The organism is Pseudomonas sp. KU43P, assembly GCF_033095865.1.
Classification (GTDB): Bacteria; Pseudomonadota; Gammaproteobacteria; order Pseudomonadales; family Pseudomonadaceae; genus Aquipseudomonas.
Map to the genome: position 1 here is coordinate 2,412,157 of NZ_AP019365.1, position 17,105 is coordinate 2,429,261.

Consider the following 17,105-nt stretch of genomic DNA (forward strand, 5'->3'; position numbering starts at 1 on the left):
GCTACTCGAAGTTGCTGGGCTGCTTGCACAGACCGTGATTAGTAACCGATGAGGACGGCGATACTGAGGAGCGCCAAGGCAATGGCGGTGAAGGCCAAGAGCAGGGGCCAGATGAAGCGCGCCCACTGGCCCCAGCCCACTTGTGCAGTGGCAAGCAGAACCAGCAAGCCGCTGGAGGTCGGTGTGATGAGGTTTGTCAGTCCATTGCCGAGCAGGAAGGCATACACAGTGGTCTGCGGCGTTACCCCAGAAAGTTGTCCGAGCGGGCCAAAAATTGGCATGGTCACGGCAGCTTGGCCTGACGTGGAGGGAATCAGAACGTCCAGCCCCAATTGGGCGAAGAACATACCGAATGCTGATACCAGTGGGCCATGCTCACCCACCAACTCAGACAGGTGATTGACGATGGTGTCGAGTACCTGACCGGTGCTCAGGATGATTTCAACCGCAGTGGCCAAGCCAATCAGTACGCCGGCCATCAATACCTTTTTCATACCATCGACGAAGGCGCCGGCAGCTTCGCTAGCCCCAATCCCGGCAACAACCGCGAACACCATGCTCAGAGCCAGGTAGTACGCGGAGAGCTCCGGATACTTCCAGTGCCACCGGTTCGATGCGTACACCAGAAATGCTACACCCAGTGCCAAGAGCATGAGATTCGCAGCATGTCGCGGATGAAGGCGTGATTGCTTGAAGTCGAATTGTGCGGTGCTGTCGAAACCGTGACGGCGAATGCTCAGCAGCACAAATGCGATGCCGACTACCAAAAAGGTGAAATAGCTGGCCACCCGCATATCGAGCCCGCTAAACATTGGCACTCCCACCAGCGGCTGGGCTACAGCTAATGCGACAGGGTTGGTGATTGAGCCGAGGTAGCCCACTTTCACCGAGATGGCCACTATCGCGAGGCCGATGATGTTGGGGAGGCCGAGCCGATTGGCCATGGCGACCATCAGCGGGACGATGAGAATGAATTCTTTCGCCAGGCCCATGAATGTGCTGCCGGCGGAGAACACCAGCATCAAACAGGGAACCAAGACGTAAATGTTACCTTTGGTGAGGCCTAGTACACGCTCTAGGCCTGCATCGATGGCGCCTGCTTTGTTCAGAACGCCAAACATTCCGCCGATGAACAGCACCATGAAAATGAGCCCTGCACGCTTTTCGATCCCTTGAGGAATCGCCATGAAGGCTTCAGTCAGGGACACAGGCCGTGCGGCCTCTGCATTAGCGGTTCGAGGCTCGACCGAGAACAATTGACTGAGGCCAGAATCCTTTTCCAGGGTCTGATATGAACCAGGGATGACAGCAATGTCCTTGCGCTCAAATTGGCCTGAGTCCACAAAGTAAGTGAACGCGAGCGCCATGAAAACGATGCTCAGCAGGATCAATGCTGGGTTGAGCTGTTTGGACGGTTTGTTGGAAGTGGGGCTGGAAGGTGCAGCCTCATCAACCTGTTCGACTATTGCCGACGGAGAGTGGGAGCGATTCATAGTGCGCATTCTCGTTTGTTGTTCTTGGGGGGCCAGGCGTTATGGCGGCACACTAGAACAACCCTTCGTGAATGCTCAACGTTATGAGTAATTCGGGTTGACCTATGCGTTACTCGTTATTCGATATCGCCTTGAGGCGTTCACTCATGTGTTCAGCGAAGGCGTCGACCAGCCTGGAGCGAGGTTGATCTTTGCGGAAAATCAGACCGAATCTGTACGGCAGCGCCGGGCGAAGCGGCCTGCTCTGAAGCGCCAAGCTACCGAAGTCTCTGGCAAGCAGTCCGTTGATGATTGAGACGCCCATCCCCTCGGCAACGAATGCACAGGCTGCGCTTACGGAATGCACTTCGACACGTACCTGCGGGGTCACACGAGCCTCTCGAAAACGCTGATCCAGTTCTGAGCGAAGATTCCTTTGCCGCCCCAGGAGAACCAAGGGAACCGCTCGAAGATGATCTACGGTGACCTCCGATAGCTCTGCCAAGGGGTGTCCCTCAGGCACCACGCAAACTCCCTCGGTCTCCAGTACCGGTTGTACCTCGAAATCAGGAAGCTCTGCGGGCAATCGGACAAACGCAAAGTCCGCACTGCGGTCGAGGACAGCACGCTCCAAGGTGTCATAGCCCCCAGTAAGGATTTCAACCACTACGTCTTCCCGCTCGCGCAGGAACTCGGCCACGATGCCCGGTAGCAGGTGATGAGTCATGCTTGTTGGTACTGCCACGCGGAGCAGAGTTCTTCGGGAGCGACCGACCCGAAGCTCGTCAGCCAAACGTTGAACACGTTGAAGGTTGTCGACGAGTGAGGAGACTTGGCCCAAGAGCTCCTCTGCTTCAGGTGTTGCCATCAACCGCCCCTTGCGGCGCAGGAAAAGTGAGAAGCCCAAGTGCTCTTCAAGCTGCGTAAGAAGCCTGCTGACAGCCGACTGGGACAGATCCATCCGCGTGGCTGCGCCTATGGTAGATCCGGTCGCCATGATGGCTTGAAATGCTTCGAGCTGTTTCAGATTCACGTCCTGCTCCCAACGACTTAAGTAGGAGCGTGTGCATAGGGTAATGCGCATCGCTCATAACGTTGTGACTTGTTTCACAGGGCGCTAGTGTCCGCCGCACGAACACGTTGAGTCCAGTCCTGACCTCCACGAGGAGGTACTGACGCCAGTTGTTCGATTGCCAATCTGCCAATAATCACAACATCTAGCAGAGACCTCCTATGCGCATGCTTTTGAGCACGGGCACCCTCGCTTGCGCGGGTGTAATGACCAGCCTCGTCCCTGATTTGGCCGTTGCCGACTTCTTCAAGGATTCCGAGGCACGTTTGGCCCTTCGAAATTACTACTTCAATGACGACTACCGAGATGGCGGTGCTGATCGCAGAGAGTGGGCCCAAGGCTTCATTCTGAAAGCGCAGTCTGGTTTCACAGAGGGGCCAGTTGGGTTCGGAATGGAAGCATTGGGGCTTTCCGGTATTCGACTGGACTCAAGTACGAATCATGCTGGAACGGGCCTACTTCCTGTTCACGACGATGGGCGTGCTGCGAGTGAATACTCCAGCCTTGGCATTACCGGAAAACTGCGCTGGCAAGACACCCTGGTCAGTACAGGCACCTTGCTGCCCAAGATTCCTGTTCTGGTATACAACGACGGGCGCCTTTTGCCTCAGACTTTTCAAGGCACTCAAGTTGAGTACACCGGCATTGATAGGCTGTATGCGCATGCTGGGCATCTGGACAAGCTGAAAGCCCGGAACTCTACCGATAGCGTTGACATCTTTGCGCAGGGCTACACCGGCGGTGAAGGCACAGACTTCGACTTCGTGGGGCTCCGCTACGACCTGAGCAAGCGGTTCAGCATGAGCAGCTACTACGGGGAGTTGCGTGATTTCTATCGGCAGCAATTTTATGGCTTGACCTATACAGCTCCTGTTGGAAAAGGAAAGCTCACAAGCGATCTCCGGTATTTCATCAGCGATGACGCCGGATCAGCCAGAAATGGTGTGGTCGATGCCGACATGTTCAGTGGGCTGTTTACCTATCGCCAAGGGGGGCATTCACTCGGGTTCGGCTACCAGGAAGTCAGCGGGAGTACGGCTCTGCCCTATGTGAGTGTGAGTACGGTTTACTCCTTCAGCAACGCCAGCATTGGAAAATTCATCCAGCCAGGGGAACGCACCTGGATGCTGCGCTACGACTTCGATTTTGCCAGTGTTGGTGTGCCGGGTCTTGCGTTCATGACCCGCTACTACAACGGTAGCGGCGGTGAGTACCGTGGGCTAGAAGCCAAAGAGCATGAGACCGATACCCAACTGAAGTACGTGGTTCAGGACGGCCTGTTCAAAGGGATAGGGGCCGAGCTTCGACACGCTATTTCAAGAAGCACCTATGCTAGTGACCGCGACAATGTTCGGGTCTATCTGATCTACGGGATCGCGCTGTGGTGAGTTCGTGTGGTTGACTCATGCTGTGAAGGCCTCGATTGCTGAGATGGCCGCGCTGGAGTAGGTGTGGGTGTCCTGCTTGCAAGGGGCAAACGCGGTTTTGATCAACAATGTCGAGGCTCTGTCCTATTCGAGTGTGGCGCTTCTGACTTTGCCAAGCCAAGTCGGTTCAGTGAAGGCGCCAACTGAATTCTTACCCAGGCTCGCAGTCTCAGAAGCACACCTCCTCAGAGAAAAAACCATGATCAGGATAGCCCTACGCATAACTGTTGCCGTTGGGTTATCGGCCCTGTTGCTGGGCTGTTCACCTCTGAAGTTTTTAAACTTCCTCACTCCGGGAGGCACATGCAACAAGGCATATGACCTGAAGTACGGTAACGATCCGCGGAACCGGCTGGATGTCTACACACCCGTCAATCTCGCCACCGACGTGCCAGTGGTAGTGTTCTTTTATGGAGGCAGCTGGAGCAGCGGTTCGCGCAGTGACTACGGCTTTGTCGGCGAAGCGCTGGCAGCACGAGGCATCGTAGCTGTAATAGCCGATTACCGGCTTTATCCGCAGGTACACTATCAGGGTTTTCTAGAAGACAGTGCGCGAGCGATCGGCTGGACCCGCGAACACATTCGCCAATACGGTGGAGATCCAGCGCGGCTATATGTGATGGGCCATAGCGCAGGCGGCTACAACGCAGCAATGGTTGCGCTAGACCCCCAATGGCTGGCAGCGGTGGACATGGAGCCTTCGATGCTCAGCGGCTGGATCGGTCTGGCCGGACCCTACGACTTTCTGCCCGTCGAAAATCCGGCGGTGAGACCGATTTTCTTTTTTCCGAATTCGCCACCCGACTCTCAACCGATCAACCACGTTGGCGCCAAATCGCCCCCTGCGCTGTTGATAGCCGCGAGGGACGATACGCTGGTCAATCCCGAGCGCAACACGGGAGGCATGGCCCGACGTTTGCGGGAGCAGGGTGTGCCCGTGCGCGAGCTCTATTTCTCCAAGCCGGGCCACGGGACATTAATTGCAGCATTCTCCCGCCCTATGCGATGGCTGGCGCCGGTTCTGGATGAGGTAGTGGCGTTCATTCATGGGCAAGGTCTAGCATCGGAAATTTCTCACGACTGATGACGGGTTTCTGCCCGGTGCGCATCCTTTATCTGGAAACGTGAAGACATTTTCGCGTGGCAATTTCCCTCATCGGACGGGGGCTATTGGCCGGTTTCTGACTAAGCTGGAATGGTCGCTTTGAGTCGAAAGCGGCCAGGCCCCATCCGTTGCAACCAGGTCTTGCCGACTAGCACGGCGGCTTGCAATGACTGCGCGGCATGCGCCTGCTTGCTGACTCACTGAGGATCTAGCCCTGATGCTTTATCACAGCCCTGCATCTGATGGGGAAGTTGACCGAGTTCGCAATGAAACACTCATGATGAGCATCGTCATGCAGACGCATCGCGAGGTCGATATCTGATTGGCTACTGATGACGATCTGAGGCCGCAACTCTGCGTCCTTGAAATGCCCCTTTCGCTGTGCATCGCCCTCAATCATCCGGGCCACTGGGTGGTCGACGTATTCCAACACGTTCACATTGTTGACCGCACATAGATGGAGATACCAAAGCTTATGGCAGGCCGATACCGAGGCCAGCAGCATGTCTTCTGGATTCCAACGTTCGGAATTACCGCGAAAGGCTGGGTCGGCGGAGCCATGGATCTGGGGCTTACCCGGGCCTTGTACAGTGAAGTCTCTTTTGTACGACGTATAGCTGGAGGTCCCTTCACCCGTGTTGCCCGTCCAGTTTACGGTCACAGCGTATGCGTGCTCTTTCATCGTAGCGCCTATGTTGTGAAATCTGCCCGGAAGATAATGTTGATCCCTACTTGCTCGGAAAACATCTTGCACGCGCTAGGCGGCTTTGTGAATCGCCCCCTCGATCACATAAAAGACTTGCGAGGTTGCATTCGGGGCTAGTGAAATGCTGTCGCCCTCGTTGATCCTCAGGAAGTTGGCGCAAAGACCAGGGCCTGTGGCTGGTCCGCTGCAGCCGAGCTTCTCGCTCAGGTCGAGTGGCACCAGGCGAGTCGGCCCCGAATTGCAGAGCTGGGCAGGAAAGGTCTGATAGGGAACCTTGCTGATCAGCTTGGCGCCAATTGGGTTTGCAGCTTTGCTGTACTCGAAAAATTCAGCTTCTGCTTCATGAAGAGTGCGGGACAGGATCTTATGTTCAGTCGCAGGTGCGTTCACGGTCGCGCCTCATTGGTATCGATGTGGGGGCTGGGCGAATCCACTATACGAAGGCAACAGAAGTTGGATTAAGCACCTGTCCCGCAAAGCAGTTGTGTGCGTTAGGGGTTGATCTTTCAACGAGGTAGGAATGCTGGTAGGCATATGGGAAGCGGGCCTGCACCTGGAGCGCTGCACGTGCGACTTCCACGAGCTTTGTCACATCGCTCTTGGCGCATCACCCTCTGCCTGATCGTGCCACTGGCGCTGGTCACGGTGCTGTGCAATGCCCTGATGGCCTTGCTGGGGATCGGCGTGAAGGTCAATACGCTGCCGGTGGTGGCCCTGGGTGTGGGCGTAGGGGTGGACTATGGCATCTACCTGTTCGAGCGGATCAAGCACGAGATGCACGAACGCGCGTTGAGCCTGCGCGAGGCATTTGTCGAGGCACTGAAACAACGCGGCACGGCGTCGGTGTTCACGGCCGTGACCATGACCCTGTCGATTGCTACCTGGGCGTTCTCCACGCTCAAGTTCCAGGCCGACATGGGCGTTCTGCTGGCCTTCATGTTCCTGGTCAACCTGCTGGGCGCGATCCTCTTGCTGCCCGCGCTGGCTGCCTGGCTGCTGCACCCGGCCAAGTCACACCGGCTAGCGTAGAACAACGCAGTCGGGCAAGCGATCCTGCTTGATCCATTCATCGACGCTTGTCGGCGCCTTTGCCGACAGGCCCGACCCCGGGAATTGGGGTCGGGCTGCTTTTCTACTGCTAAAGTCCTTGGCTGAAGGCCTTCAGCGAGCACTGGCATTGTGTCTGCGATGCCCTGAAACCCAGCAATTCACGGCAGCCTGACAACCGTTTAGAATGCCGCCTCCTTCCTTTTCGGCCACGCTGCCGTGCACCGCCCAGGCGTTGATTCGCGAAGCGGTCATACACGCCGCCGACGTCCACAGGCTCGCCCCGCAAAGGCGCGCCACGTTTTCATCATCCTGTGAACGAGGTTGATTCGATGATCATTCGCCAGGGCATTGCCGCGGACCATCCGCTGCTGCTCGACATCTGGCTGCGCGCCGTGCGTGCCACCCACCATTTCCTGCAACCTGCCGATATCGAGGCGCTGATAGTGCCACTGCGTGACAGCTACCTGCCCGCTGTCGAGCTGATGGTCGCGATCGATACCAAAGACACCCCGCTGGGTTTCATCGGCCTGAGTGACGACCATGTGGAAATGCTTTTCGTCGACCCTGACCTGCATGGCCAGGGCATCGGCCGGGCATTGCTGGATCATGTTCGCGCCTCGCGACAGGCGCTCAGCGTCGATGTGAACGAGCAGAACCCGCAGGCGGTGGGCTTCTACCTGCACTATGGGTTCATCCAGACCGGCCGTTCCCCGCTGGACGGCGAAGGCCGGCCGTTCCCGTTGCTGCACATGAGCTTGCCGGGCTGAACGTAGGTTCGAACCCAGTGGGTGGGTGAGGGCGCCCTTACCGGGCCAGTGGCCGAGCAGTAGCCAGCGGGGCTCGGGGTGCCGCCAGCCAACGCGGCGGTACCTGCCCACGGCCGATGCCGTAGTAGGTCAGGCCGGCGGCGGCCATGTGCTCGGGTTCGAACAGGTTGCGGCCGTCGAACACCACCCGATCGGCCAGCTGCTGCGGCATCTGCTCCAGGTTCAGCACCCGGTAGTCCTGCCACTCGGTGACGATCACCAGGGCGTCGGCGCCGTGCAGCGCATCCTCCTTGCATGGCACCAGTTGCAGGTCGGCGCGCGGGCCGTAGTGCCGACGGATCTGCGCCATGGCCTGCGGGTCGTGGGCCTGTACCCGCGCACCTGCGGCCCACAGGGATTCCAGCAGTACGCGGCTGGAGGCTTCGCGGATGTCGTCGGTGTTGGGCTTGAACGACAGCCCCCACAGGGCGAAGACCTTGCCACGCAAACCGCCGGGGTAATGCCGCTGGATCTTGTCGAACAGCCGGTGCTTCTGGCGCTGGTTGACCGCCTCCACCGCGTGCAGCAGCTGCGGCTCGAAGCCTTCGGCCTCGGCGCTGCGGCGCAGGGCTTGCAGGTCTTTGGGGAAGCACGAGCCGCCAAATCCGCAGCCGGCGTAGATGAAGTCGTAGCCGATGCGCGGGTCCGAGCCGATGCCGCGGCGCACCATCTCGATGTCGGCGCCCAGGTGCTCGGCCAGGTTGGCCATTTCGTTGATGAAGGAAATCTTCGTCGCCAGCATGCAGTTGGCTGCGTACTTGGTCAGCTCGGCGCTGCGCGCGTCCATCACCATGAATTTTTCCCGCTTGCGGTTGAACGGCTGGTACAGCTCGCGCAGCAGCTCAACTTCGGCCGGCGCGGCGCCGCCGATGATGATGCGCTCGGGGCGCATGCAGTCATCCAGGGCTGTGCCTTCCTTGAGAAACTCCGGGTTGCTGATGACCTGGAAGCGCTCGGTGTCAGCCACTGCCTGGGCGATGCGTGCTTTGATCCGGTCCACCGTGCCCACTGGCGAGGTGGACTTGTTGACGATCACCTTGGTGCCCTCGGCGTGTTCGAGAAGAGTGTCGACCACGGCGAACACCTGGCTCAGGTCGGCGCCGCCATCGGCCAGCGGCGGAGTGCCGACAGCAATGAACAGCAAGCGGGCAAAGTGGCTGGCAAGGCCCGGGTCGGTGGTGAAGCGCAAGCGCCCGCACGCCAGGTTTTTTTCCAGCAGGGGCGCCAGGCCCGGCTCGAAGATCGGGCAATGGCCTTGTTCGAGGGCGCTGACCCGTTCGGCATCGACATCCATGCACAGCACCGAGTGCCCCACCTCGGCCAGGCACACTGCCTGAGTCAGGCCAACATAGCCGGTACCAAAAACCGTAACCTTCATGTGACAGCTCCGTCGTCGTCCATAGGCAGATCGCGGCAAGCTGAAAAAAAATGTCACGTTTGTATTGAGGATTTGTGACCACGCTGACCTGAAACCCACCGCGTACCCGCCCTCAGGCCATGGGGTTTTTACTGGGAATGAAGAATCCGACAAAAGCAATGTTAGCGCTAACAGTCTGATGTTACAGTGCCCTCCATTCGATGACACATCCTTGGAGGACACTTCATGTTGACCTGCGGAGAACTGCTGGTTGAGCTGCTGGAAGGGCTTGGCGTGGATACCGTGTTCGGTATTCCCGGCGTGCACACCGTGGATCTGTATCGCGGCCTGCCCAATACCGCCATCCGCCACGTGACGCCGCGCCATGAGCAGGGCGCCGGCTTCATGGCCGACGGCTATGCCCGCGTTTCCGGCAAGCCGGGCGTGTGCTTCATCATCACCGGCCCGGGCATGACCAACATCACCACGGCCATGGGCCAGGCCTATGCCGACTCGATCCCGATGCTGGTGATCTCCAGCGTCAACAACACCGGGCAACTGGGCATGGGCGGTGGCCGCCTGCACGAGCTGCCCTCGCAGAGCAACCTGGTGTCCGGCGTGGCCGCCTTCAGCCACACCCTGATGCGCCCGGACGAGCTGCCCCAGGTGCTGACCCGCGCCTTCGCTGTGTTCAACGGCGCCCGTCCGCGCCCCGTACACATTGAAATCCCCATCGACGTGATCACCGCGCCGGCCGACCATGTGCGCCGCAAGCTGGGCGCGCTGCCGAGCCGCCCGGGGCCGTGCCCGCACGCCATCGTTCACGCCGCCGCCATGCTCAAGGCTGCCAAGCGCCCGCTGCTGCTGCTGGGTGGCGGCTGCGCCGACGCCGCCGCCGAGGCCCAGCGCCTGGCCGAAGCCCTGGATGCACCCACCGCTTACACCATCAACGCCAAGGGCGTACTGCCCAAAGGCCATAGCTTGGCGCTGGGTAGCAACCAGACTTGGGTGCCGGTGCGCAAGATGGTGCTGGCTTCGGACCTGATCCTGGCCATCGGCACTGAACTGGGCGAGACCGACTACGACGGGGTGTTCGACGGCAACTTCCGCATCGAGAGCCCGCTGATCCGCATCGACATCGACGCCGAGCAGCTGAACCGCAATTACCCGGCAGACCTCGCCATCCTCAGCGACGCTCGCCAGGCCATGCAGGCCCTGGTGGCGGCCTTGGGGGAGGTGCCGGCGTTCAATGCCGAAGGCGTGGGCAGCCAACGCGCGGCCACGGTGCGTGCGGAGCTGGACGCCCAGTGGCCGGCCAACTGGAAGGGCCAGTGCAAGGTGCTGGACACCCTTCAGCGCACCCTGCCGGACCTGATCGTGGCGGGCGACTCCACCCAGCCGGTGTACTCGGGCAACTACCTGTTCGAAGCCACCCGCACCCGCAGCTGGTTCAACTCCGCCACTGGCTACGGCACGCTCGGCTACGGTCTGCCGGCTGCCATCGGCGCCAAGTTGGCGGCACCGCAGCGCCCTGTGATCGCATTGATCGGCGATGGTGGCATCCAGTTCACCCTGCCGGAGCTGGCGTCGGCGGTAGAAGCCGGCGCGCCCATCATCGTGCTGCTGTGGAACAACAGTGGCTACGGCGAAATCAAGCGCTACATGCAGAACCGCGACATCCCCACCCTGGGCGTCGACATCTACACGCCGGATTTCCAGGGCCTGGCCCGCGCCTTCGGCTGCAACGCCGAGAAGGTCACCAGCCTGGATCACTTGGCAGCGCTGCTCGAGGCCGCCGCCAAGGCCGATCGCCCAAGCTTGATCGAGGTGTGGGAGCACGCTGACTTCCTGGCCTGATGGCGCAACCGTGGCCCTGCCTGTGGGGGCGAATGAATTCGCCGCCTCAGGCAGGGACTTGCCCATTCACAGGGCCGTTCAGGGATAATGCGCCCCTTACCACAGGCGCCAGAGGCCAGGATGTCCACCAAGAGCAAACCCGCCACCCTGCATGACGTCGCTCGATTGGCCGGGGTATCCGGCATGACGGTCTCGCGGGCGCTGAGCAAGCCGGACAAGGTTTCCGAACGCACTCGGCAGAAGATCGAGCAGGCGGTGCGCGAGCTGGGCTACGTGCCGAACCTGGCTGCCAGCCAGCTGGTGACCGGGCGCAGTGGCATCATCGGCGCGATGATCACCACCATCACCAACCCCATTCTCGCCACCACCATCGAGGTGCTTCAGCAAGGCCTGGCCCGTGCCGGCTACCACCTGCTGATCGGTGAGACGCGCTTCTCCCAGGACGAGGAGCACAAGCTGCTGCGGGCTTTCCTCGGCCGTCAGCTGGACGGCCTGATCCTCGCCTACGGCTATCACTCGGCGCAAACCCTGGCGCTGTTGCAGTCCGCCGACATCCCCCTGATCGAACTCTGGGACTTGCCCGAGGGCGAGGTGCCGCGCCAGCCCGTGGGGCAGGTGGTGGGTTTCTCCAACTGGGCGGCCGGGGCCGCGGCCGGGCGCCACCTGGTGGAGTCCGGTTATCGCCGGCCGGCGTTCTTCGGCTATGACGACGAGCGCGAGAACCTGCGCTTCGCCGGTTTCCGCCACGCGGTGCGCGACGCGATCGGTGTCGAGCCGCAACGCTTCAACACGTCCCCCATACCCCAGGTCGACGACGGCGTGGCGGTGATCGAGCGCCTGGTGCGGGGCGAGATCGATTGCGACGGGGCGTTCTTCACCAACGACATGCCGGCCCTCGGCGCGCTGTTCACCTGCCAGCGCCTGGGCTTGGACGTGCCCGGGCGCCTGGGCATCTGCGGCTTCGGCGATATGCCCATCGCGCGGGTGGCCACACCGTCGCTCACCAGCGTGCGGATCCCCTCCGAGCGCGTGGCCGACGCCACCGTGGAGCTGCTTTTCCAGCGCATCCGCAACGAGGCGCCCAGTGCGGTCAATGTGGATGTGGGCTGCGAGCTGGTGGCGCGCGAGTCCACCGCGCTGCGCGGTTGAGTCCTCAGGGCGTTAGCAGTACATGTACGGCACGCGGGCCATGGGCGCCGTAGAGCAGCTGGCCGCCGATATCGGCGGTGCTGGAGGGGCCACCCACCAGGTGCAGCGCCTCACCCGGATGCCCGCCCACCAACGGCCACAGCTGCTCCAGCCGGCCCACCAGGCGCGCCTTTGACAGCACCACCAGATGATGCTCTGGCAAAAAGCCCGAGCGCGGTGGATGGTCGGGGCCTGCCAGAAACACCAGGCTGCCGCTGGCCGCCACGGCAGCGAAGGCACGGGTTACCGCCACTTGGTGATGGGGCAGGGCGCCGCCCACATCCACCGCCACGCCCCGCCAGCACTCGTGCGCCAATCCCGGCGCCAGAGCCACCGCATGGGTGAGGCCCCGCGTTGCCAGGTAGGCTGCCACGGCGCCGGCGAGCTCGCCTGGGCTGGCCAGGGTTTGCAAGGTTACCCCGGTAAGCGCCAGGCGCTCACCCAGGCGCTGCTCCAGGTCGCTGCCGTCGCCCGTGACGATCGCGGCGGGCGGTGGCGCCGGCTGGACGCAATCGCCCGGTTGACGCCCCAGCGCCTGGCGCACCTTGCCAAGGATGGCCGCACGTGAGCAAGTCATTGGCGTTTCTCCTTCTGCTGACGTTGCCAGCGTTGCTGGAAGGTGGCGCCCTGGGGCGCGGGCAGGTCGCGCTCGGCGGTCCAGGCGCCTGCCAGTGGCAGGCGGCGGAGCCGGCCACGGCCGCGCGCGGCCAGTTTCAGGGCGCAGGCTAGCAGGGCGGTAAGCCGGTGGTAGAGCGCCGGGCGCCGCGCCAGCGCCGCCCACACGCGCAGGCCCAGGCGGGTGCCGGTGGGCGTCAGCTGCCGTTGCCACTGCTGTTCGCGCAGCGCGCGGAGCATGTCGGGGAGGGGAATCTGCAGGGGGCAGACTTCCTTGCAGCGGCCGTTCAGGGTACAGGCGTTGGGCAGGTCGCGGGTGCCTTCCAGACCGGCGAGGTTCGGCGTCCACACCGAGCCCATGGGGCCTGGGTAGATCCAGCCATAGGCGTGGCCGCCGACCCAGTTGTAGACGGGGCAGTTGTCCATGCACGCCGCACAGCGGATGCAGCGCAGCATGGGGCGGAAGGCGCCGGCGAGCATCTCGCTGCGGCCGTTGTCCAGCAGGACCACATGGCATTGCTCGGGGCCGTCGCTATCGGCGCCGCCATACACCGAGGTGTAACTGGTCAGCGGCTGGCCGGTGGCACTCAAGGCCAGCAACTGCAGGTGGGTGCCGGCATCCGCCAGGGTCGGCAGCACCTTCTCGATGCTCGCCAGGACGATGCGCACCGGCGGCAGCAGGCTGGTAAGGTCGCCATTGCCTTCGTTGGTCACCAGCACATGGGTGCCGTCCTCGGCGATGAGGAAGTTGGCCCCGGTGATGCCCACATCGGCCGCCAGGAACTGACCGCGCAGCAGGCGCCTGGCTTCGGCCAGAAGTTCGGCCGGGTCTTCCAGGTATCGCTCGCGCCCCAGCCCCTGGTGATGCTGGTGGAAGAGTGCCTGCACCTGGCGCAGGGTCTTGTGGATCGCCGGGCCGTTGATATGGCTGGGCGGCTCGTCGGCCAGCTGCAGGATGTATTCGCCCAGATCGGTCTCGACGCGCTCGATGTTGGCGTGGGCCAGGGCCGCGTTGATGCCCATCTCCTCGCCGATCATAGTCTTGCCCTTGATCACCCGGCGCGCACCGGCCTGACGGCAGATGGCGAGCACCTGCTGCTGCGCCTCTTCGGGGGTCGCGGCCCAGTGCACCTGGATGCCCCGCGCTTGCGCGGCGGCTTCGTAGCGTTCCAGGTAGTGGTCGAGATGGGCCAGGGTGTGGTCCTTGACGGCCCGGGCCCGTTCGCGCAGGGCCTGGAAGCTGCCGCTGGCCGCCACCTGCTCGCGCACATGGGCGGCGAAGCGGCGATTGTCGGCCATGGCCTCTTGCAGGTCCGGATCGAACAGGGCGGCGCGGACACTGGGCTGAAAGTGGGCAGAGCGCAGTTCCATCAGGTGCTCCTGCCTTCGCCGATGGCCGGGGCGTCGGTCATGCCGGCCAGCACCTCTGCGGTGTGAAACACCCGCACCGACTGGCCCAGGCGGGTCAGCCGGCCGCTGATGTTGAGCAGGCAGCCGAGGTCGCCGCCGAGCAGGGTGTCAGCGCCGCTGGCGCGGATACTGGCGACCTTTTCGCTGGCCATCCGCGCGGAAATATCGGGGTACTTGAGGCAGAAAGTGCCGCCAAAGCCGCAGCAGGTCTGCCCGTGCGCCATCTCCACGAGCTTCAGGCCCACCACGCCGGCCAGCAGGCGTCGCGGCTGTTGCTCGATACCCAGCTCGCGCAGGCCGGAACAGCCGTCGTGGTAGGTGACACTGCCCGGGTAAGCGGTGGTTGGCTGCCAGGCCATCGTCTCGTCGAGGAAACTCAGCAGCTCATGGCTGCGCTCGGCCAGGGCCAGGGCGCGCGAATGCCAGGCGGGGTCGTCCTTGAGCAGCTCGGGGTAGTGCCGCTTGATCATGCCGAGGCAGGCGCCCGATGGGGCCACCAGGTAGTCGTAATGCTCGAAGGCCGCGATCAGCTGCTTCGCCAGCGCCCGGGCCGGGTCGGCGGCGCCGCTGTTGTAGGCTGGCTGGCCGCAGCAGGTCTGGGTTCGCGGCACCTCGACTCGGCAGCCTGCCTGTTCCAGCAAGTCCACGGCGGCGAAGCCGACGCTGGGGCGGTGCAGGTCCACCAGGCAGGTGACGAACAGCCCCACCCGAGGGTTTTTCTGGCTGATGGACATGAGGCGTCTCCGAAGCAAGGTGACAGGCAATCTATGTTAGCGGTAACATTCATGTCAAATCCAAATCACGAGCGTTGGCCCGCAGGCCCGTGCTGTGGACAATGAGCGCCTCTGCGTACCACGAGACGAGCTGCCCTTGACCGACCATGCCTTCGACCTCGCCCGCTGGCTGAGCCATGAAGCCCCGCTGATTGAGGCCATCGGCCGTGCCGATTTCCCTGCGCGACTGCTGCAGTCGGTGTTTGCGGCAGTGCCCATCGACACCGCCTTCATCGTCGCCCACGTGCCGGCACGGCCGCCGGCGATGCTGGAGGCGGGCCGGGTATTGCCCGAACGGCGAGAAGAGATCCAGCGCTACCTGGTGGGGCCCTACCTGCTTGACCCAGTACGCCAGGCCTGTATCGAAGGGCGGCGGGGCGTGCTGCGGCTGGCTGACATCGCGCCGGACGGTTTCCAGGCGTCGGAGTATTACCGCAGCTTCTACGTGTCCCATGGGCTGGCGGACGAAGTGAACATCCTCATCGACCTCGCCGGTGCCGGCGGCCTGGCCCTGTCCATGGGGCGTCTCGCTGGCCATGGCGCCTTCGCCGCCGAGGCGCTGGCGAGGTTGCAGGCCATCGAGCCGCTGGTGGGGGCCGCCGCCCGCCGCCACTGGGGCGCCGTCCTGGTGGACGGGGAGGGCGAGGGGCAGGCCTTGCACCGGCAGCTGCAGCGTGCCTTCGAGCGCTTCGGAGAGGGTTGCCTGACCGAGCGCGAGGCCGAGGTGGCGAGGCTGATCCTGCGCGGGCATTCCTCCAAGTCGGTGGCCCACGCACTGGCCATCTCCACCGACACCGTGGGCGTCCATCGCAAGAACATCCACGCCAAGCTCGGCATCAGCTCCCAGGGCGAGCTGTTCTCCCAGTTCATCGCCAGCGTCACCGCCTCCGGCGTGGCCTGAGCCGGGTCCTACCCTGATCCGGGTATGGTTGGGTTCGCCCGCCGACTCTAGGCTGCCTCTCGTATCCACCACCGACCCCACGCCGGTGGTCCGTCGAGAGAGCATCCCATGGCCAACACCCACACTGCTTCACTTCGCATCGATGGCGAACGCCTCTGGGCCCGCCTCATGGCGATGGCGCAAATCGGCGCCACCGACCAGGGCGGCTGCAATCGCCAGGCCCTGACCGACCTCGACAAGGCCGGTCGCGACCTTTTCGTCGGCTGGTGCATCGAGGCTGGCTGTACTGTGAGCGTCGACCGGATGGGCAATATCTTCGCCCGCCGCGCCGGGCTCGACGACAGCCTGGCGCCGGTGCTTACCGGTTCGCACCTGGACACACAGCCCACCGGCGGGCGCTTTGACGGCGTCTATGGCGTGCTCGCCGGCCTGGAGGTGATCCAGACCCTGAACGACGCCGGCCTGTGCACCCGCGCACCCCTGGAGGTAGCGGTGTGGACCAACGAGGAGGGCGCGCGCTTTTCGCCGGCGATGATCGGCTCTGGCGTCTGGGCCGGCGCCTTCGACCTCGCCTATGGCCATGGCCGTGCCGACCGCCAGGGCCTGACCCTCGGCGCCGAGTTGGAACGTATCGGCTACCTCGGCGAACTACCGGCACAGGCCAGGCCCCTGGCTGCCGCCTTCGAAGTACACATCGAGCAAGGCCCGATCCTCGAAGCCGAGCACCTCACCGTAGGGGTGGTGACCGGGGTGCAGGGCATTCGCTGGTACGACCTGACCCTCACCGGCCAGCCGGTGCATGCCGGGCCGACGCCGATGACCGTGCGGCGGGATCCTTTCATGGGCTTGGCCGCAATCCTTGCGCGCCTGTATCGCCTGGCCGAAGAACACGGGCCCTGGGCCCGGGTGACGTTCGGCGACATCCGTGTCGAACCCGGCTCACGCAACACGGTACCCGAGCGCCTAGTGCTGGCAGTGGACCTGCGCCACCCCGAGCAGGCTGTGCTGGATCGGCTGGACGCCGCCTTTCGCGCGATCGTCGCCGAAGAGACAGGGCGCTTGCGCCTCGAAGCCGATATCCGTGAGGAGTGGCATTCCCCGGCGGTGGCCTTCGATGCCGACTGCGTGGCCGCGGTGCAGGACGCCGTGGCGCAATTGGGCTACTCGCACATGCCCATGTGCAGTGGTGCCGGCCACGATTCGGTGTACCTGGCGCGGGTCGCCCCCACCAGCATGATCTTCGTCCCCTGCAAAGGTGGCATCAGCCATAACGAGGCTGAGGACGCCGCCCCCGCCGACCTCGAGGCCGGCGCAAACGTCTTGCTACACGCCATGTTGCGCATGGCCCATTCCTGACCTGGAGAAC

Annotated in this window: 14 protein-coding genes and 2 pseudogenes; 8 read left to right on the forward strand and 8 right to left on the reverse strand. The window is 63.0% G+C overall.

Annotated elements, in window-relative coordinates; genetic code table 11:
• Window positions 1–38 precede the first annotated feature (38 nt).
• Entirely contained in the window at window positions 39–1,493 is a 1,455-nt protein-coding gene (locus KU43P_RS10945) for a YfcC family protein (protein ID WP_317663008.1), read from the reverse strand.
• 109 nt (window positions 1,494–1,602) lie between these two features.
• Window positions 1,603–2,505 carry a LysR family transcriptional regulator gene (locus KU43P_RS10950; RefSeq protein ID WP_317663010.1) on the reverse strand — a complete coding sequence of 301 codons (903 nt, stop codon included), beginning with the start codon at window positions 2,503–2,505 and terminating at the stop codon, window positions 1,603–1,605.
• 200 nt (window positions 2,506–2,705) lie between these two features.
• On the opposite strand from KU43P_RS10950, the gene KU43P_RS10955 reads away from it, so the two are divergent.
• Together KU43P_RS10955 and KU43P_RS10960 are read left to right on the forward strand one after the other, a co-directional pair.
• A complete protein-coding gene (locus KU43P_RS10955) occupies window positions 2,706–3,932 on the forward strand; it encodes an OprD family porin (protein ID WP_317663012.1) in 1,227 nt (408 codons plus the stop codon).
• A gap of 238 nt (window positions 3,933–4,170) precedes the next feature.
• Window positions 4,171–5,055: an alpha/beta hydrolase gene (locus tag KU43P_RS10960; protein WP_317663778.1), complete on the forward strand. Its 885-nt coding sequence runs from the start codon at window positions 4,171–4,173 to the stop codon at window positions 5,053–5,055.
• Between the two features lie 229 nt (window positions 5,056–5,284).
• Here KU43P_RS10960 and KU43P_RS10965 read toward each other — a convergent pair whose 3' ends face one another.
• Window positions 5,285–5,758 (reverse strand): OsmC family protein, encoded by a 474-nt coding sequence (locus KU43P_RS10965; RefSeq protein WP_317663014.1) that lies wholly within the window; start codon window positions 5,756–5,758, stop codon window positions 5,285–5,287.
• 96 nt (window positions 5,759–5,854) lie between these two features.
• Window positions 5,855–6,145: pseudogene (locus tag KU43P_RS10970) on the reverse strand (cupin); the annotation flags it as partial.
• A gap of 222 nt (window positions 6,146–6,367) precedes the next feature.
• Between KU43P_RS10970 and KU43P_RS10975 the strand changes: the two are divergent.
• Both KU43P_RS10975 and KU43P_RS10980 read left to right on the forward strand, forming a co-directional pair.
• Window positions 6,368–6,811, forward strand: a pseudogene (locus KU43P_RS10975) (efflux RND transporter permease subunit); the annotation flags it as partial.
• Between the two features lie 350 nt (window positions 6,812–7,161).
• The gene (locus KU43P_RS10980; RefSeq protein ID WP_317663015.1) at window positions 7,162–7,599 is read left to right on the forward strand and encodes an acetyltransferase; all 438 of its coding nucleotides are present in this window, start codon (window positions 7,162–7,164) and stop codon (window positions 7,597–7,599) included.
• Window positions 7,600–7,636: 37 nt separating this feature from the next.
• Here KU43P_RS10980 and KU43P_RS10985 read toward each other — a convergent pair whose 3' ends face one another.
• The gene (locus KU43P_RS10985; protein WP_317663017.1) at window positions 7,637–9,016 is read right to left on the reverse strand and encodes a UDP-glucose dehydrogenase family protein; all 1,380 of its coding nucleotides are present in this window, start codon (window positions 9,014–9,016) and stop codon (window positions 7,637–7,639) included.
• Between the two features lie 225 nt (window positions 9,017–9,241).
• Between KU43P_RS10985 and KU43P_RS10990 the strand changes: the two genes are divergently transcribed.
• Both KU43P_RS10990 and KU43P_RS10995 read left to right on the forward strand, forming a co-directional pair.
• Window positions 9,242–10,852 carry a 5-guanidino-2-oxopentanoate decarboxylase gene (locus KU43P_RS10990; RefSeq protein WP_317663019.1) on the forward strand — a complete coding sequence of 537 codons (1,611 nt, stop codon included), beginning with the start codon at window positions 9,242–9,244 and terminating at the stop codon, window positions 10,850–10,852.
• A 120-nt stretch (window positions 10,853–10,972) separates the two neighbouring features.
• Window positions 10,973–12,001 carry a LacI family DNA-binding transcriptional regulator gene (locus KU43P_RS10995; protein ID WP_317663020.1) on the forward strand — a complete coding sequence of 343 codons (1,029 nt, stop codon included), beginning with the start codon at window positions 10,973–10,975 and terminating at the stop codon, window positions 11,999–12,001.
• Between the two features lie 4 nt (window positions 12,002–12,005).
• On the opposite strand, the gene KU43P_RS11000 is transcribed toward KU43P_RS10995, so the two are convergent.
• From KU43P_RS11000 to KU43P_RS11010, 3 genes are read right to left on the reverse strand one after another with little or no spacing between them, the layout of a single operon-like run.
• Complete coding sequence (locus tag KU43P_RS11000; protein ID WP_317663022.1) at window positions 12,006–12,617, reverse strand: lactate utilization protein C; 612 nt, start codon at window positions 12,615–12,617, stop codon at window positions 12,006–12,008.
• Complete coding sequence (locus KU43P_RS11005; RefSeq protein ID WP_317663024.1) at window positions 12,614–14,026, reverse strand: lactate utilization protein B; 1,413 nt, start codon at window positions 14,024–14,026, stop codon at window positions 12,614–12,616. Before KU43P_RS11005 ends, KU43P_RS11000 begins: the two co-directional genes overlap by 4 nt.
• Window positions 14,026–14,799, reverse strand: coding sequence for a (Fe-S)-binding protein (locus tag KU43P_RS11010; protein ID WP_317663026.1), 774 nt, complete (start codon window positions 14,797–14,799; stop codon window positions 14,026–14,028). Before KU43P_RS11010 ends, KU43P_RS11005 begins: the two co-directional genes overlap by 1 nt.
• Before the next feature lie 136 nt (window positions 14,800–14,935).
• Between KU43P_RS11010 and KU43P_RS11015 the strand changes: the two genes are divergently transcribed.
• Both KU43P_RS11015 and KU43P_RS11020 read left to right on the forward strand, forming a co-directional pair.
• Window positions 14,936–15,739, forward strand: a complete 804-nt coding sequence (locus KU43P_RS11015) for a response regulator transcription factor (protein WP_317663027.1) — start codon at window positions 14,936–14,938, stop codon at window positions 15,737–15,739.
• Window positions 15,740–15,847: 108 nt separating this feature from the next.
• Window positions 15,848–17,095 (forward strand): Zn-dependent hydrolase, encoded by a 1,248-nt coding sequence (locus KU43P_RS11020; protein ID WP_317663028.1) that lies wholly within the window; start codon window positions 15,848–15,850, stop codon window positions 17,093–17,095.
• Window positions 17,096–17,105 lie beyond the last annotated feature (10 nt).

Bases quoted from the DNA above. Each gene is read 5' to 3' on its own strand.
- KU43P_RS10995 (WP_317663020.1), top strand. From the start codon at position 10,973: ATGTCCACCAAGAGCAAACCCGCCACCCTGCATGACGTCGCTCGATTG.
- KU43P_RS10985 (WP_317663017.1), bottom strand. From the start codon at position 9,016: ATGAAGGTTACGGTTTTTGGTACCGGCTATGTTGGCCTGACTCAGGCA.
- KU43P_RS10960 (WP_317663778.1), top strand. From the start codon at position 4,171: ATGATCAGGATAGCCCTACGCATAACTGTTGCCGTTGGGTTATCGGCC.
- KU43P_RS10955 (WP_317663012.1), top strand. From the start codon at position 2,706: ATGCGCATGCTTTTGAGCACGGGCACCCTCGCTTGCGCGGGTGTAATG.
- KU43P_RS11000 (WP_317663022.1), bottom strand. From the start codon at position 12,617: ATGACTTGCTCACGTGCGGCCATCCTTGGCAAGGTGCGCCAGGCGCTG.
- KU43P_RS11005 (WP_317663024.1), bottom strand. From the start codon at position 14,026: ATGGAACTGCGCTCTGCCCACTTTCAGCCCAGTGTCCGCGCCGCCCTG.
- KU43P_RS10990 (WP_317663019.1), top strand. From the start codon at position 9,242: ATGTTGACCTGCGGAGAACTGCTGGTTGAGCTGCTGGAAGGGCTTGGC.
- KU43P_RS10980 (WP_317663015.1), top strand. From the start codon at position 7,162: ATGATCATTCGCCAGGGCATTGCCGCGGACCATCCGCTGCTGCTCGAC.
- KU43P_RS11020 (WP_317663028.1), top strand. From the start codon at position 15,848: ATGGCCAACACCCACACTGCTTCACTTCGCATCGATGGCGAACGCCTC.
- KU43P_RS11010 (WP_317663026.1), bottom strand. From the start codon at position 14,799: ATGTCCATCAGCCAGAAAAACCCTCGGGTGGGGCTGTTCGTCACCTGC.
- KU43P_RS10965 (WP_317663014.1), bottom strand. From the start codon at position 5,758: ATGAAAGAGCACGCATACGCTGTGACCGTAAACTGGACGGGCAACACG.
- KU43P_RS10945 (WP_317663008.1), bottom strand. From the start codon at position 1,493: ATGAATCGCTCCCACTCTCCGTCGGCAATAGTCGAACAGGTTGATGAG.